We start from the raw sequence: 18,288 nt of genomic DNA, 5'->3' as shown, positions 1-18,288 counted from the left end.
CCTCGAGACAGAACGGATGGATACGGGCAGCAGGAGATGGTTGGAAAACGCGCGCTGTTGCTCTGTCTGGGCTTCTTGCTGCTCTGTCTGGCTGACCTAACCGCCACAAGCTGTAGTGTTCGCGCAAACGACAACCCTCTCCTGCATCAAGTCAAGTCGAGTTGGCGAGCACAAAACGGGTGAAAGCGTAGAACAAACTTCCAAGGTCGCGAAAGTAGCGCACTTGGTCCCCCGAACCTGGGGCGCTGCTGGAGGAGCCGGCCGAAGCGAATACGCTTTCTTTTCGTGGTCCAGGCACCGCGACAATCGACCACACGAAGAGTACGTCATCACCTGGAAGTTTTCACCCGACGGGACGCCCAAGATCGCCTCGACTTATGCGAAGCCGATGAAACTGGGCTGGCGCGCCCTCGCCCTCTCACTGATCGCAGCTGAGGCTACGGACGGTGAAAAGGGCGTGAATCTTCCTTTTCTGCATGGTCCGGCCAATTTCAACCTCGTGACGACCCAACAAGCAAGCAAGGCGATCTGCTCAGACGTGGTCGGTGCACGATCGTCGAACCTGTTGGCGTGTAATATTTGCCGAAGGTGGATGAGAGTCAGACCACGAAGGGTGGTCTGTGGCGGGTTTTGCTTTTGGTGAATTGTAGTATTCCAAGGCCCGATTTCTTTACGCGCGACCAGGCGCACAGCACAGTCGGTCATAATCCAGTTTTGTCGCCCAGCTGGAAGGTCCCGATCAATTGGTACATAGACCCCGCCCGCTTTCAGAACTGGCAGGTGTGCGACAACAAGAGCAATGCTTCAATCAAGCGCTATCGCAACGCGGTCACCCGGCTTCACCCCAAGCGCGATCAGATGATACGCGAGCCCGTTCGCTCGAGTATTGAGCTCGCCAAATTTTATGGCGCGCGTCAGCATGGACCACGGCTACCGCATCCGGCGTCTTGCGCACTTGCGCCTCGAACAGCTCATGGATACACCGGTCCGAAGGATAAGGCGCCGCTGTCCGGTTCAGCTCCCCCAAGAGGTAGGTGCGCTGATCGGACGACAGCAGCCCGATGCGCCCCACCGGCTGCTGCGCATCGGCCATCACAGCACACAACAGATTGTGTAAATGCTGCGTCATACAGTCGATCTGCTTGGAAGCGAAGCGACTACTGTCAAAGTGCCATCGGAAGCGCCCATCGAGAGCGCAGATCTCGAGCGTTAGCAACTCACCGGAGCGAGCTATCTCAGAACTGGAGCTCGAAGCAGCAGAACAGCTCTCTCTGGTAACTGTAACGCCAAGGGGCCAGGGTCGCCGCGATCGCAGCACCTCCGCATCCCGCAACGTGGGGCAGCGCGTGATAAGATCCCAAACAAAGCTATCGTTCTCTCTCAGCTGAACGCATTCGGCCGCCACCGCTCTACGCGCCTGCGCAAAGTCGTCATTTAGATCTATAGTAACCACCATTGGCACGGCGGGCGCGAGAAGAGCCTCCACAGCGCTCCCGCTCGCTCGAGATCGATTCGGCGCGGACCACCCCAATTGAAGCTCTGACTCCCCAGTAGTGCGGGCGAGATAGATCAACCAGGAAGTTAAGAGATGTTCTGCACGGTCACTGGGAGTCAGCGACTGGTTGTGAAAAATCAATGACTTACGGGTCGCCCCACTGGGCTTATCCGACTGAAAGTGGGCATTCGTCGCACGATCATATTGATTGCACTGCCTGATATCCGAACACGCGCTACTCGGACTTTACCGGGTCAACTGCGACTACAAGGCCATCGATCGATAGGTTCAAATCGGGGAAGGCAGTTTACCTCTCAGTTAACCGGGAGATGATCCTGAGATTTTATGAGCCACTACTCTTGGGAGACGGGGTGTCGACGGGCTGTTAGGGCCGTTGATAGGTGTCGAGCCAGAACTCGGCGGTTCTCCGGGACACTCATCATAGTCACATGGTCGCCTGGAATTGGCACGGCATGAATAGCCTCGGCACTCAGAACCCGGTCCCAACCCCGCAGGGGCGTACTTGCTTCTGGATCTATTGAATTTTTGCGAGATCGTGCGCGACGGCTAAGACGCCCGTTGCTATAGAACTGATGTATCTCAATCGATAGGGATGGTACCTCATACAAGTCCAGCGCCCTATGGAACTGCGTGCTCCTTTCATACGTCAGAATGTCATTCTCGAGATCACGATCCAGATGGATCGCCCCGACTTTCTGGGCCTTTTCAAGGAGCTGGGAAAATGAGCTTTGTTCAGCGAAGCGTTCGAGCATTTCGAACTTCTCGTCGTCTAATTCGAGAGATTCCAGCAACGCTTCTCGTAACAATACGCTTGACGGTTTTGCAGGTAGCACAACGTCGATTAGAGCGATGAAGGAAACAGCTTCGTCAAGATCCAGTAACTGCTGCGCAATTGCGTAGGCCAAGATTCCTCCTGATGAATATCCGGCGAACCGATATGGACCTCGTGGCTGAATCTCTCTAATCGCCAAATTTACTTGCGAGGCTATCTCTTCGAGAGCTGGAAATCGAACTTCACTGAATGGGGGCCATGGCAAAGCGTAGACAGGACATTCTACGTCCATTTCCTGCACCAAACTGGGGACATAGGAGCAGTCGCCCAAACCTGTGGGAACAAAGAACAGTGGCGGCTGCAATCCGGTTGCTCGAACACAAAGCACTCTCGAACTGCTGGGCTGTGGTTCCAAATGAATCTTTGATGCAAGTTCCTTTAGAACGGGGGCTTGGAAGAGGTCGGCGGCACTGAACTTGAGCCCAAGATCGGCTGCGCGACTGAGCAATTGCACAGCCAACAGGGAATGGCCGCCGAGCGCAAAGAAGTGGTCGTGGCGCCCGATGCGCTCCACACCGAGCAGCTCGGCCCAGATCGTTGCCAGCGCGGTCTCGACCGCGCCCTGCGGCGGCTCATAGGCGCGATGCGCATACGCCTCGTCGTCCGGCGCCGGCAGCGCGTTGCGGTCGAGCTTGCCGTTCACCGTCAGCGGCAGCGCCGCCAGCCGCACGAACGCACCCGGCACCATGTAGTCCGGCAGCCGCGCACCTAAATGTGCGCGCAAGGTACCGGCCAGCTCGCCGCCATCCTGTCCGTTCGAAGCTGCCTCAGGCGCACACACCACATAGCCGACAAGGTGCTTGTCGCCGCGGCCATCCTCGCGCGCCACCACCACCGCCTCGCGCACCCAGGCGTGCTCGCAAAGCCGCGCCGCGATCTCGCCCGGCTCGATCCGGTAGCCGCGGATCTTCACCTGCTCGTCGTTGCGCCCCAAAAACTCCAGATTGCCGTCCGGCAGATAGCGTGCCAGGTCGCCGGTCTTGTACAGCCGGTCGCCGTCGACAAAGGGGCTGGTGATGAACCGCTCCGCCGTCAGCTCAGGGCGGTTCAGATAGCCGCGCGCCACCCCCGCCCCGCCAATGCAGAGCTCGCCCACCGCCCCGAACGGCACCGGCGCACCATGACCGTCCAGCAAATAGACCACCGAATTCCGAATTGGTCGTCCCAGCGGCACTCGTTGCTGGTCATCGAGGCCAGCTGGCATCGGGTAGCAGAGACTAAAGGTAGTATTCTCTGTGGGACCGTAGCCATTTGAGATTCGCAGCGTCGGATGTCGTTTCTGACATGCTCTGACGGAGGCGGCGGAGATCTCTTCGCCCCCGACCAGCAGTTGCTGCAGCCCATTGGTGCTCCGCCCCTCCCCGACATAGACGTCGAACAACCGCGCAGTCATCCAAGCGATGGTGATGCCTTGGTCTCGGATGAGCTGGGCCAGTGTTGCCGTGAGGACGTAACGTTCAGGATAGAGCACAGCACTTGCGCCGTTCGCCAAGGCTCCCCATACCTCAAACGTGGTCGCATCGAATGTCGGTGAGGACGCATTGAGAAAGACGTCCTGCGGCGAAATCTCAACGAAATCGTTCCCCACCACCAGACTGACCAAGCTGCGATGCTCGACCATGACGCCCTTGGGCGTACCGGTGGATCCCGAGGTGTAGATCACGTAGGCGAGATGGCGGGAGGTGAGGCCGAGCGCGCGCGGGTCCGGATCCGACGCCGGCAGGCTGGCCCACGCCGGTGCCGCCGCAGCGAGCTCCACCACGCTCGCATCGACGCCCACATCGCCCAAGGCGGCGCGGCCGACCGCATCGGCCAGCAGCAGCCGCGGCGCCGCATCCGCGAGCACCTGGCGCAGCCGCGCCGACGGATAGGCCGGGTCCAGCGGCATATACGCCCCGCCGGCCTTCAGGATCGCCAAAAGCCCAACCACCATCAGCGGACTACGCGCAGCGCAGATCGCCACCGGCTGGTCCGGCCCGACCCCGAGGGCGATCAGATGATGCGCCAGCCGGTTGGCCTGCGCGTTGAGCGCGCCATAGCTCACGCGCTCGGCCCCGCACACCAGCGCCACCGCATCCGGCGCCTTGTGCACCTGCGCCTCGAACAGCTGGTGGATGCACTTGTCCGCAGGATACGGCGCCGCCGTCCGGTTCAGCTCCTCCAGCAGATAGGTGCGCTCCGCAGCCGGCAGGATGTCCAGCTCGCGCACCGGCGTGTCCGGCGCCCGCTCCAGCGCCTCTGCCAGCTGCTCCAGCGCCCGCTGCATGTAGCCGCAGACCCGATCCGCACAGACCCCTTCCGCCACCTGCGCCGTCAGCCCGAGCGCCTCGCCAAAATCCTCCACCGACAAGGTCAGCGGATAATTGGTGCGCTCCTCCCCGCCCAGCCATTCCACGCCCACCAGACTGTCATCGATTGCGGTGGCGACCGCCGCGGTGTTGTGGCGGTAGTTCAACAGCGCGCTGAACAGCGGCGCCGGCGCCGCAACGCCGCTGCAGCGCTGCGCCAGCGCCAGCGAGGCATGCTCATGGGCCAAGAGCTCGGCCAGCCGGGCATGCGTGGTCCGCACGCTCGCCTCGACCGCGGTCCCGTCAAGATCAAGCCGCAGCGGCAGCGTGTTGATGAACAGCCCCATGGCGCGGTCGGCGCCGGCGTTGCCCTGCAGGCGGCCGAACAGCACCGTGCCGAACACCACCTGCTCGCGGCCGCTGCTGCGCGCCACCACCTGCCCCCACGCCAGATGGCACAGGCTCGCCAGACTCACGCCCAGCCGCCGCGCCTGGTCCCGCAGCCGCGCATGGAGCGCCGGCGGCAGCATCCGATGCGCCTCACGAACCCCGCCGCCGTCGCCGCGCACCTCGCTCAAGCCGAACGGCGTGGTCGGCTCGTCGATGTCGGCCAGCAGCTCCCGGAAGAACGCTTCGTCCGCCTCGGCATCACCGCCGAGATGCGCCTGCGCCACCAGATTGCGGAACGGCTGCGGCGCCGGCAGCTCATGCGCCCGCCCCTCCAGCTCAGCCCGGACCTCGGCATGCATCACGTCCAGCGTGGTGTGATCCCCGATCAGATGATGCTGCAGCTCCAGCAGCAGCCAGCGCGCGCTGCCGGGCTCGCGCGCAATCACAAACCGCAGCAGTGGCGCCCGGCCGAGCTCGATGCGGTGCCGGCGCGGATCAAACCGATCCTTAAGCTGCGCGGTGCCAGCGCCATGAGCGCCATCCAGCTCGACCTCGGTCACCTCCAGTTGCGCCTTCCGCCACACCACCTGGGCCGGCCGCGACAGCCCCTCCCAGACAAACGACGTGCGCAGGATGTCGTGCCGATCCACCACCCGCTGCACCGCGGCAAGATAGCGCTCGAGCAGCCCACGCTCGGCAAACGCCATCTGCGACACCAATAGGTACGGATCGCCCTTTGCCGCCAGCAGATGATGGAACAGGATGCCGTCCTGCAGCGGCGACAGGCCGTAAATGTCCTGGATGTTGCCAACCCCGCCGGGCACCGTGGCGACGATCCGCTCGATCTCGTCCTGCGTCAGCTCGATCAGCGGCAGCATCTGTGGCGTGATCGCCGCACTCCGTTCGGTGATCAGGTTGGCCGGGACCGCCACCTCGTGATGACGGCCCAGGCTTGCGGCCAGATCCGCCAGCACCGGCTTGGCGAACAGGGTGCGCACCTCAATGCCCAGCGACCGCCGCCGCAAACGCTCGATCAGTTGCACCGCCAGCAGCGAGTGCCCGCCCAGTTCGAAGAAGTGGTCGTGGCGCCCGATGCGCTCGACACCGAGCAGCTCGGCCCAGATCGTGGCCAGCGCGGTCTCGATCTCGCCCTGCGGCGGCTCATAGGCGCGATGCGCATACGCCTCGTCGTCCGGCGCCGGCAGCGCGTTGCGGTCGAGCTTGCCGTTCACCGTCAGCGGCAGCGCCGCCAGCCGCACGAACGCACCCGGCACCATGTAGTCCGGCAGCCGCGCACCTAAATGTGCGCGCAAGGTACCGGCCAGCTCGCCGCCATCCTGTCCGTTCGAAGCTGCCTCAGGCGCACACACCACATAGCCGACAAGGTGCTTGTCGCCGCGGCCATCCTCGCGCGCCACCACCACCGCCTCGCGCACCCAGGCGTGCTCGCAAAGCCGCGCCGCGATCTCGCCCGGCTCGATCCGGTAGCCGCGGATCTTCACCTGCTCGTCGTTGCGCCCCAAAAACTCCAGATTGCCGTCCGGCAGATAGCGTGCCAGGTCGCCGGTCTTGTACAGCCGGTCGCCCTCGACAAAGGGGCTGGCGATGAACCGCTCCGCCGTCAGCTCAGGGCGGTTCAGATAGCCGCGCGCCACCCCCGCCCCGCCAATGCATAGCTCCCCCACCGCCCCGAACGGCACCAGCCCGCCATGACCATCCAGCAGATACACGCGCGTGTTCGCGATCGGACGGCCAATCGTCTCGACGACAGTCTCTCCCCGTCGTATGCAAATCCAGGTCGAATACGTCGTGGTTTCAGAAGGCGCGTACAGATTGCAGATCTTCTCGACCCGACTGCTCTCGAAAGCCTTCTCTATGAGGCCTGCCTTCAGCCGCTCGCCCGCCAAATTGATGACCCTTGTCGAGGGCGGCACGGCTTTGTTATCGACCAGAGAGGCGATCGCCGAGGGGACTGTGTTGATCAAGGAGACATCCAAGGACGTCTGCGCCAGCGTCAACGCACTCTCGACAAGATAAAGCGTTCTTCCTTGTGACAGCGGAACGAAGCACTCATAGACCGACAGATCAAAACTGATCGAGGTGGAGAACAGCATGCGGCTGGTCTCCTCCGTAAACACGCCGCTGCTCCAATGCAGCAGGTTCACGGTGCTCGCATGCTCGATCATGACGCCCTTGGGCGAGCCGGTGGAGCCGGAGGTGTAGATCACGTAGGCGAGATGACGGGAGGTGAGGCCGAGCGCGCGCGGGTCCGGATCCGCTTCCGGCAGGCTGGCCCACGCCGGTGCCGCCGCATCGAGCTCCACCACGCTCGCATCGACGCCCACATCGCCCAAGGCGGCGCGGCCGGCCGCATCGGCCAGCAGCAGCCGCGGCGCCGCATCCGCGAGCACCTGGCGCAGCCGCGCCGACGGATAGGCCGGGTCCAGCGGCACATACGCCCCGCCGGCCTTCAGGATCGCCAAAAGCCCCACCACCATCAGCGGACTGCGCGCAGCGCAGATCGCCACCGGCTGGTCCGGCCCGACCCCGAGGGCGATCAGATGATGCGCCAGCCGGTTGGCCCGTGCGTTGAGCTCGCCATAGCTCAGCCGCTCATCTTCACACACCACCGCCACCGCATCCGGCGCACCGCGCACCTGCGCCTCGAACAGCTGGTGGATGCACTTGTCCGCAGGATACGGCGCCGCCGTCCGGTTCAGCTCCTCCAGCAGATAGGTGCGCTCGGCGGCCGGCAGCAGCTCAATCCGCCCGACCTCTTGCTGCGCATCGGCGACCATCGCCCGCAGCAGCGCCAGCAGATAATCCCGCTGCCGCTCGATCGTCGCCTGATCAAACAGCGCCGTGGCATAGCCCAGCGTTCCGGCGATCACCTCACCCTGCTCGCCAAGGCTCAGCTCCAGATCGAACTTGATCTGGTCGTACCCGTCCCCGGTCGCCTCCACACTCAGCCCCGGCAGGTCCAATGACCCAACCGCATTGTTCTCCCAGGCCAGCATCACCTGGAACAACGGCGTGTGATCCAGCGACCGCGGCGGCTGCACGATCTCCACCACCTGCTCGAACGGCAGGTCCTGGTGCTCCTGCGCTCCCAGGGCCGTGCGCCGCGTCCGCTCCAACAGCTCCGACACGCTCGGCTCGCCCGACAGGTCCAGCCGGAGCGCCAGCGTGTTGACGAAGAAGCCGATCAGCTCTTCGATCTCGCGGTGCCCCCGATTGGCGCTCGGCACCCCGATCACAAGATCGTCCTGTCCCGACAGCCGCGACAGCACCGCAGCCCAGGCTGCCAGCACCGTCATGAACAATGTCGTGCCATGCTGCCGGCCCAGCCGCTTCAGCGCCCGCGTCAGATCCGCATCGATGACGATCGGGACCGTCGCCCCCGCAAACGACTGCTGCGCCGGCCGCGGTCGGTCCGTCGGCAGCGCCAGACAGGCCGGCGCGCCGGACAGATGGCTGCGCCAATACTGCGCCTGGCGCTGCAGCCGCGCGCCCGACAGCCACTGCCGCTGCCAGGCGGCATAGTCCGGATACTGCAGCGCAAGCGGCGGCAGCGGATCGTCGTCTCCGGCCACGAACGCCCGGTACAGCTGAGTGAGCTCGCCCACCAGCACGCCCAGCGACCAGCCGTCCGAGACGATGTGGTGCTGGGTCAGCAGGAACACGTGCACCTCGTCCGACAGCCGGATCAGCCGGCCGCGGATCAGCGGGCCCCGCGCCAGATCGAACGGCGTGCGCGCTTCCTGCTGGCACAGCTGCGACAGCGCGGCGTCCGCATCCAGCCTGCCCCGCAGATCGTGCTCCACGACCGGCAGCCCCGCCTCCTCCGGCAGAAGCTCGACCCGGGGCTTGCCCTCCGAGGTGACAAAGACGCTGCGCAGCGCCTCATGCCGCGCAAACAGACGGTCAAGGCTGCGCTGCCAGGCGCGGCCGTCGAGCCCACCCTTGAGCCGCCACGCCAGCGGCACGTGATAGGTCGTGCCGCCCTGATCCAGCTGCGCCAAAAACCACAGCCGCTGCTGCGCAAACGACAGCACCAGCGGCTCATGCCGCGACACGGCTGCAATCGACGGTAGCTGTTGCGGTCCGGAGCGGCTCAACAGCTCGAGGATGCTTGCCGCCAGGTCAATCAGCACCGGCCTGGCGAACAGCGTCGACAGCGGCAGTTCGACCCCGACAGCCTGTGACAGCCGGCTCGACACCTGCACGGCCAAGAGCGAGTGCCCGCCCAGTTCGAAGAAGTGGTCGTGGCGCCCGATGCGCTCGACACCGAGCAGCTCGGCCCAGATCGTGGCCAGCGCGGTCTCGACCGCGCCCTGCGGCGGCTCATAGGCGCGATGCGCATAGGCCTCGTCGGCCGGCGCCGGCAGCGCGTTGCGGTCGAGCTTGCCGTTCACCGTCAGCGGCAGCGCCGCCAGCCGCACGAACGCACCCGGCACCATGTAGTCCGGCAGCCGCGCACCTAAATGTGCGCGCAAGGTACCGGCCAACTCGCCGCCATCCTGTCCGTTCGAAGCTGACTCAGGCGCACACACCACATAGCCGACAAGGTGCTTGTCGCCGCGGCCATCCTCGCGCGCCACCACCACCGCCTCGCGCACCCAGGCGTGCTCGCAAAGCCGCGCCGCGATCTCGCCCGGCTCGATCCGGTAGCCGCGGATCTTCACCTGCTCGTCGTTGCGCCCCAAAAACTCCAGATTGCCGTCCGGCAGATAGCGTGCCAGGTCGCCGGTCTTGTACAGCCGGTCGCCCTCGACAAAGGGGCTGGCGATGAACCGCTCCGCCGTCAGCTCAGGGCGGTTCAGATAGCCGCGCGCCACCCCCGCCCCGCCAATGCATAGCTCCCCCACCGCCCCGAACGGCACCAGCCCGCCATGACCATCCAGCAGATACACGCGCGTGTTCGCGATCGGACGGCCAATCGTCTCGACGACAGTCTCTCCCCGTCGTATGCAAATCCAGGTCGAATACGTCGTGGTTTCAGAAGGCGCGTACAGATTGCAGATCTTCTCGACCCGACTGCTCTCGAAAGCCTTCTCTATGAGGCCTGCCTTCAGCCGCTCGCCCGCCAAATTGATGACCCTTGTCGAGGGCGGCACGGCTTTGTTATCGACCAGAGAGGCGATCGCCGAGGGGACTGTGTTGATCAAGGAGACATCCAAGGACGTCTGCGCCAGCGTCAACGCACTCTCGACAAGATAAAGCGTTCTTCCTTGTGACAGCGGAACGAAGCACTCGTAGATCGACAGATCAAAGCTGATCGAGGTGGCAAACAGCGTCCGGCTGATCTCTGATTCCGCAAACACGCCGCTGCTCCAATGCAGCAGGTTGACAGTGCTGCGATGCTCGACCATGACGCCCTTGGGCGAGCCGGTGGAGCCCGAGGTGTAGATCACGTAGGCGAGATGGCGGGAGGTGAGGCCGAGCGCGCGCGGGTCCGGATCCGACGCCGGCAGGCTGGCCCACGCCGGTGCCGCCGCATCGAGCTCCACCACGCTCGCATCGACGCCCACATCGCCCAAGGCGGCGCGGCCGGCCGCATCGGCCAGCAGCAGCCGCGGCGCCGCATCCGCGAGCACCTGGCGCAGCCGCGCCGACGGATAGGCCGGGTCCAGCGGCACATACGCCCCGCCGGCCTTCAGGATCGCCAAAAGCCCCACCACCATCAGCGGACTGCGCGCAGCGCAGATCGCCACCGGCTGGTCCGGCCCGACCCCGAGGGCGATCAGATGATGCGCCAGCCGGTTGGCCTGCGCATTGAGCGCGCCATAGCTCACGCGCTCGGCCCCGCACACCAGCGCCACCGCATCCGGCGCCTCGTGCACCTGCGCCTCGAACAGCTGGTGGATGCACTTGTCCGCAGGATACGGCGCCGCCGTCCGGTTCAGCTCCTCCAGCAGATAGGTGCGCTCGGCGGTCGGCAGCAGCTCAATCCGGTGGACCTCTTGCTGCGCATCGGCAACCATCGCCCGCAGCAGCGCCAGCAGATAATCCCGCTGCCGCTCGATCGTCGCCTGATCAAACAGCGCCGTGGCATAGCCCAGCGTCCCGGCGATCACCTCACCCTGCTCGCCAAGGCTCAGCTCCAGATCGAACTTGATCTGGTCGTACCCGTCCCCGGTCGCCTCCACACTCAGCCCCGGCAGGTCCAATGACCCAACCGCATTGTTCTCCCAGGCCAGCATCACCTGGAACAACGGCGTGTGATCCAGCGACCGCGGCGGCTGCACGATCTCCACCACCTGCTCGAACGGCAGGTCCTGGTGCTCCTGCGCTCCCAGGGCCGTGCGCCGCGTCCGCTCCAACAGCTCCGACACGCTCGGCTCGCCCGACAGGTCCAGCCGGAGCGCCAGCGTGTTGACGAAGAAGCCGATCAGCTCTTCGATCTCGCGGTGCCCCCGATTGGCGCTCGGCACCCCGATCACAAGATCGTCCTGTCCCGACAGCCGCGACAGCACCGCCGCCCAGGCTGCCAGCACCGTCATGAACAATGTCGTGCCATGCTGCCGGCCCAGCCGCTTCAGCGCCCGCGTCAGATCCGCATCGATGACGATCGGGACCGTCGCCCCCGCAAACGACTGCTGCGCCGGCCGCGGTCGGTCCGTCGGCAGCGCCAGACAGGCCGGCGCGCCGGACAGATGGCTGCGCCAATACTGCGCCTGGCGCTGCAGCCGCGCGCCCGACAGCCACTGCCGCTGCCAGGCGGCATAGTCCGGATACTGCAGCGCAAGCGGCGGCAGCGGATCGTCGTCTCCGGCCACGAACGCCCGGTACAGCTGAGTGAGCTCGCCCACCAGCACGCCCAGCGACCAGCCGTCCGAGACGATGTGGTGCTGGGTCAGCAGGAACACGTGCACCTCGTCCGACAGCCGGATCAGCCGGCCGCGGATCAGCGGGCCCCGCGCCAGATCGAACGGCGTGCGCGCTTCCTGCTGGCACAGCTGCGACAGCGCGGCGTCCGCATCCAGCCTGCCCCGCAGATCGTGCTCCACGACCGGCAGCCCCGCCTCCTCCGGCAGAAGCTCGACCCGGGGCTTGCCCTCCGAGGTGACAAAGACGCTGCGCAGCGCCTCATGCCGCGCAAACAGACGGTCAAGGCTGCGCTGCCAGGCGCGGCCGTCGAGCCCACCCTTGAGCCGCCACGCCAGCGGCACGTGATAGGTCGTGCCGCCCTGATCCAGCTGCGCCAAAAACCACAGCCGCTGCTGCGCAAACGACAGCACCAGCGGCTCATGCCGCGACACGGCTGCAATCGACGGTAGCTGTTGCGGTCCGGAGCGGCTCAACAGCTCGAGGATGCTTGCCGCCAGGTCAATCAGCACCGGCCTGGCGAACAGCGTCGACAGCGGCAGTTCGACCCCGACAGCCTGTGACAGCCGGCTCGACACCTGCACGGCCAAGAGCGAGTGCCCGCCCAGTTCGAAGAAGTGGTCGTGGCGCCCGATGCGCTCGACACCGAGCAGCTCGGCCCAGATCGTGGCCAGCGCGGTCTCGACCGCGCCCTGCGGCGGCTCATAGGCGCGATGCGCATAGGCCTCGTCGGCCGGCGCCGGCAGCGCGTTGCGGTCGAGCTTGCCGTTCACCGTCAGCGGCAGCGCCGCCAGCCGCACGAACGCACCCGGCACCATGTAGTCCGGCAGCCGCGCACCTAAATGTGCGCGCAAGGTACCGGCCAGCTCGCCGCCATCCTGTCCGTTCGAAGCTGCCTCAGGCGCACACACCACATAGCCGACAAGGTGCTTGTCGCCGCGGCCATCCTCGCGCGCCACCACCACCGCCTCGCGCACCCAGGCGTGCTCGCAAAGCCGCGCCGCGATCTCGCCCGGCTCGATCCGGTAGCCGCGGATCTTCACCTGGTCGTCGTTGCGACCCAGGAACTCAATATTGCCGTCCGGCAGATAGCGTGCCAGGTCGCCGGTCTTGTACAGCCGGTCGCCCTCGACAAAGGGGCTGGCGATGAACCGCTCCGCCGTCAGCTCAGGGCGGTTCAGATAGCCGCGCGCCACCCCCGCCCCGCCAATGCAGAGCTCCCCCACCGCCCCGAACGGCACCAGCCCGCCATGATCATCCAGCAGATAGATCCGCGTGTTCGCAATCGGACGGCCAATCGGGACAATGGCCTCATCAAACTCAGCCGGGCAACTCCAGGTCGTCGCACAAACTGTCGTTTCGGTCGGTCCATAGCCGTTGACAATAGATGCGGCAGGCAGGCGTCGGATAAGTTCAGCCTTCGGCAGCTCTCCGGCAAGAATGAGAGCTTGCGACGCCAAATATTCCACATGCTTGCTTTGCTGAAGTAAGGCTGGAGGCAACGTTGCATGAGTGATGGCTTCGCTTCGCAGATAATCCGATAGCTTGGTGCTCGCTTGACAGAGCTCATCCGCAGGCAAATGCAATGCGGCTCCCGAGCCAAACGCCATTATAATTTCCCAAGCACTCGCATCAAAACCAAAGGAGGCAAACTGCACTATTCGGCTGTTTGAACAAACGCCCAAAAGCGTTATCTGAGCCAGCCCCAGATTGACCAAGCTCCGATGCTCGACCATGACGCCCTTGGGCGAGCCGGTGGATCCCGAGGTGTAGATCACGTAGGCGAGATGACGGGAGGTGAGGCCGAGCGCGCGCGGGTCCGGATCCGCTTCCGGCAGGCTGGCCCACGCCGGTGCCGCCGCATCGAGCTCCACCACGCTCGCATCGACGCCCACATCGCCCAAGGCGGCGCGGCCGGCCGCATCGGCCAGCAGCAGCCGCGGCGCCGCATCCGCGAGCACCTGGCGCAGCCGCGCCGACGGATAGGCCGGGTCCAGCGGCATATACGCCCCGCCGGCCTTCAGGATCGCCAAAAGCCCAACCACCATCAGCGGACTACGCGCAGCGCAGATCGCCACCGGCTGGTCCGGCCCGACCCCGAGGGCGATCAGATGATGCGCCAGCCGGTTGGCCTGCGCGTTGAGCGCGCCATAGCTCACGCGCTCGGCCCCGCACACCAGCGCCACCGCATCCGGCGCCTTGTGCACCTGCGCCTCGAACAGCTGGTGGATGCACTTGTCCGCAGGATACGGCGCCGCCGTCCGGTTCAGCTCCTCCAGCAGATAGGTGCGCTCGGCGGTCGGCAGCAGCTCAATCCGGTGGACCTCTTGCTGCGCATCGGCAACCATCGCCCGCAGCAGCGCCAGCAGATAATCCCGCTGCCGCTCGATCGTCGCCTGATCAAACAGCGCCGTGGCATAGCCCAGCGTCCCGGCGATCACCTCACCCTGCTCGCCAAGGCTCAGCTCCAGATCGAACTTGATCTGGTCGTACCCGTCCCCGGCCGCCTCCACACTCAGCCCCGGCAGGTCCAATGACCCAACCGCATTGTTCTCCCAGGCCAGCATCACCTGGAACAACGGCGTGTGATCCAGCGACCGCGGCGGCTGCACGATCTCCACCACCTGCTCGAACGGCAGGTCCTGGTGCTCCTGCGCTCCCAGGGCCGTGCGCCGCGTCCGCTCCAACAGCTCCGACACGCTCGGCTCGCCCGACAGGTCCAGCCGGAGCGCCAGGGTGTTGACGAAGAAGCCGATCAGCCCTTCGATCTCGCGACGGCCCCGATTGGCGCTCGGCACGCCGATCACAAGATCGTCCTGCCCCGACAGACGCGACAGCACCGCCGCCCAGGCTGCCAGCACCGTCATGAACAATGTCGTGCCATGCTGCCGGCTCAGCCGCTTCAGCGCCCGCGTCAGATCCGCATCGATGACGATCGAGACCGTCGCCCCCGCAAACGACTGCTGGGCCGGCCGCGGTCGGTCCGTCGGCAGCGCCAGACAGGCCGGCGCGCCGGACAGATGGCTGCGCCAATACTGCGCCTGGCGCTGCAGCCGCGCGCCCGACAGCCACTGCCGCTGCCAGGCGGCATAGTCCGGATACTGCAGCGCAAGCGGCGGCAGCGGATCGTCGTCTCCGGCCACGAATGCCCGGTAAAGCTGAGTGAGCTCGCCCACCAGCACGCCCAGCGACCAGCCGTCCGAGACGATGTGGTGCTGGGTCAGCAGGAACACGTGCGCCTCGTCCGACAGCCGGATCAGCCGGCCGCGGATCAGCGGGCCCCGCGCCAGATCGAACGGCGTGCGCGCTTCCTGCTGGCACAGCTGCGACAGCGCGGCGTCCGCATCCAGCCTGCCCCGCAGATCGTGCTCCACGACCGGCAGCCCCGCCTCCTCCGGCAGAAGCTCGACCCGGGGCTTGCCCTCCGAGGTGACAAAGACGCTGCGCAGCGCCTCATGCCGCGCAAACAAACGGTCCAGGCTGCGCTGCCAGGCGCTGCGGTCGAGCCCACCCTTGAGCCGCCACGCCAGCGGCACGTGATAGGTCGTGCCGCCCTGATCCAGCTGCGCCAAAAACCACAGCCGCTGCTGCGCAAACGACAGCACCAGCGGCTCATGCCGCGACACGGCTGCAATCGCCGGCGGGTCTTGCGGACCGCAGCGGTTCAAAAGCTCGACAATGCTCATCGCCAGATCGGCCAGCACCGGTCTTGCAAACAGCGTCCGCAGCGGCAGCTCGACACCCAGCGCCTGCGACAGCCGGCTCATCAGCTGCACCGCCAACAGCGAGTGCCCGCCCAGTTCGAAGAAGTGGTCGTGCCGTCCGATGCGCTCGACACCGAGCAGCTCGGCCCAGATCGTGGCCAGCGCGGTCTCGATCTCGCCCTGCGGCGGCTCATAGGCGCGATGCGCATACGCCTCGTCGGCCGGCGCCGGCAGCGCGTTGCGGTCGAGCTTGCCGTTCACCGTCAGCGGCAGCGCCGCCAGCCGCACGAACGCACCCGGCACCATGTAGTCCGGCAGCCGCGCACCTAAATGTGCGCGCAAGGTACCGGCCAGCTCGCCGCCATCCTGTCCGTTCGAAGCTGCCTCAGGCGCACACACCACATAGCCGACAAGGTGCTTGTCGCCGCGGCCATCCTCGCGCGCCACCACCACCGCCTCGCGCACCCAGGCGTGCTCGCAAAGCCGCGCCGCGATCTCGCCCGGCTCGATCCGGTAGCCGCGGATCTTCACCTGCTCGTCGTTGCGCCCCAAAAACTCCAGATTGCCGTCCGGCAGATAGCGTGCCAGGTCGCCGGTCTTGTACAGCCGGTCGCCCTCGACAAAGGGGCTGGCGATGAACCGCTCCGCCGTCAGCTCAGGGCGGTTCAGATAGCCGCGCGCCACCCCCGCCCCGCCAATGCAGAGCTCCCCCACCGCCCCGAACGGCACCAGCCCGCCATGATCATCCAGCAGATAGATCCGCGTGTTCGCAATCGGACGGCCAATCGGGACGATGGCCTCATCAAACTCAGCCGGGCAGCTCCAGGATGTAACGTCGATCGCGGCCTCAGTCGGACCGTAGAGATTGTGCAGGGCCGTCCAGGGCAATACGCGCCGAACCCTATGCACACTGGCGGCAGGAAACGCCTCGCCGCTGCATAAAACGCGCCGTAGCGATGTGCAGCGGTCAACACTCTTCGCATCCAAAAAGCTGACCAGCATGGATGGCACGAAGTGAACCGTCGTGATGCGCTGGCTTACGATCAAGTCGACCAATGCATCGGGATCTCTGTGCGCACCGGGCGGCGCCAGTACCAGCGTTGCTCCTTCAAGCAAAGTCCAAAAGAACTCCCAGGCCGAGACATCGAAGCTAAATGGCGTCTTCTGCAACACGACGTCTGTTGCCTTCAGACCATAGGTGTTCTGCATCCAGATCAGGCGGTTAACGATAGCCCGATGTTCATTCTGTGCCCCTTTGGGCGTGCCCGTGGATCCCGAGGTGTAGATCACGTAGGCGAGATTGCGGGAGGTCAGGCCGAGCACGCGCGGGTCCGGATCCGACGCCGGCAGATTTGCCCATTCCGGTGTCGCCGCCGCCAGATCGACTACCGTCACATCGGCGCCCACATCGCCCAGCGCGGCGCGGCCGGCCGCGTCGGCCAGCAGCAGCCGCGGCGCCGCATCCGCGAGCACCTGGCGCAGCCGCGCCGACGGATAGGCCGGGTCCAGCGGCACATACGCCCCGCCGGCCTTCAGGATCGCCAAAAGCCCCACCACCATCAGCGGACTGCGCGCAGCGCAGATCGCCACCGGCTGGTCCGGCCCGACCCCGAGGGCGATCAGATGATGCGCCAGCCGGTTGGCCTGCGCGTTGAGCGCGCCATAGCTCACGCGCTCGGCCCCGCACACCAGCGCCACCGCATCCGGCGCCTTGTGCACCTGCGCCTCGAACAGCTGGTGGATGCACTTGTCCGCAGGATACGGCGCCGCCGTCCGGTTCAGCTCCTCCAGCAGATAGGTGCGCTCCGCAGCCGGCAGGATGTCCAGCTCGCGCACCGGCGTGTCCGGCGCCCGCTCCAGCGCCTCTGCCAGCTGCTCCAGCGCCCGCTGCATGTAGCCGCAGACCCGATCCGCACAGACCCCTTCCGCCACCTGCGCCGTCAGCCCGAGCGCCTCGCCAAAATCCTCCACCGACAAGGTCAGCGGATAATTGGTGCGCTCCTCCCCGCCCAGCCATTCCACGCCCACCAGACTGTCATCGATTGCGGTGGCGACCGCCGCGGTGTTGTGGCGGTAGTTCAACAGCGCGCTGAACAGCGGCGCCGGCGCCGCAACGCCGCTGCAGCGCTGCGCCAGCGCCAGCGAGGCATGCTCATGGGCCAAGAGCTCGGCCAGCCGGGCATGCGTGGTCCGCACGCTCGCCTCGACCGCGGTCCCGTCAAGATCAAGCCGCAGCGGCAGCGTGTTGATGAACAGCCCCATGGCGCGGTCGGCGCCGGCGTTGCCCTGCAGGCGGCCGAACAGCACCGTGCCGAACACCACCTGCTCGCGGCCGCTGCTGCGCGCCACCACCTGCCCCCACGCCAGATGGCACAGGCTCGCCAGACTCACGCCCAGCCGCCGCGCCTGGTCCCGCAGCCGCGCATGGAGCGCCGGCGGCAGCATCCGATGCGCCTCACGAACCCCGCCGCCGTCGCCGCGCACCTCGCTCAAGCCGAACGGCGTGGTCGGCTCGTCGATGTCGGCCAGCAGCTCCCGGAAGAACGCTTCGTCCGCCTCGGCATCACCGCCGAGATGCGCCTGCGCCACCAGATTGCGGAACGGCTGCGGCGCCGGCAGCTCATGCGCCCGCCCCTCCAGCTCAGCCCGGACCTCGGCATGCATCACGTCCAGCGTGGTGTGATCCCCGATCAGATGATGCTGCAGCTCCAGCAGCAGCCAGCGCGCGCT

The 18,288-nt window shown here is 66.0% G+C and carries 2 protein-coding genes (1 of these 2 only partly in view); both read right to left on the bottom strand.

The features are described from left to right. Positions 1-829: 829 nt before the first annotated feature. Positions 830-1,129 (bottom strand): hypothetical protein, encoded by a 300-nt coding sequence (locus ACVWZM_RS22020; protein WP_456854748.1) that lies wholly within the window; start codon positions 1,127-1,129, stop codon positions 830-832. Between the two features lie 719 nt (positions 1,130-1,848). After that, positions 1,849-18,288: the 3' end of a non-ribosomal peptide synthase/polyketide synthase gene (locus ACVWZM_RS22015; RefSeq protein WP_456854746.1), read on the bottom strand. 19,944 nt of this gene lie beyond the right edge of the window; 16,440 of the gene's 36,384 nt are visible here — the last part of the coding sequence; the start codon falls outside the window, past its right edge; the stop codon is at positions 1,849-1,851.

This window comes from Bradyrhizobium sp. USDA 4501, from assembly GCF_054062115.1.
This window is presented reverse-complemented; position numbering and strand designations above follow the sequence as displayed.

Coding starts and splice junctions, on each gene's coding strand:
- ACVWZM_RS22020 (WP_456854748.1), bottom strand. CDS start 1,129: ATGACGCAGCATTTACACAATCTGTTGTGTGCTGTGATGGCCGATGCG.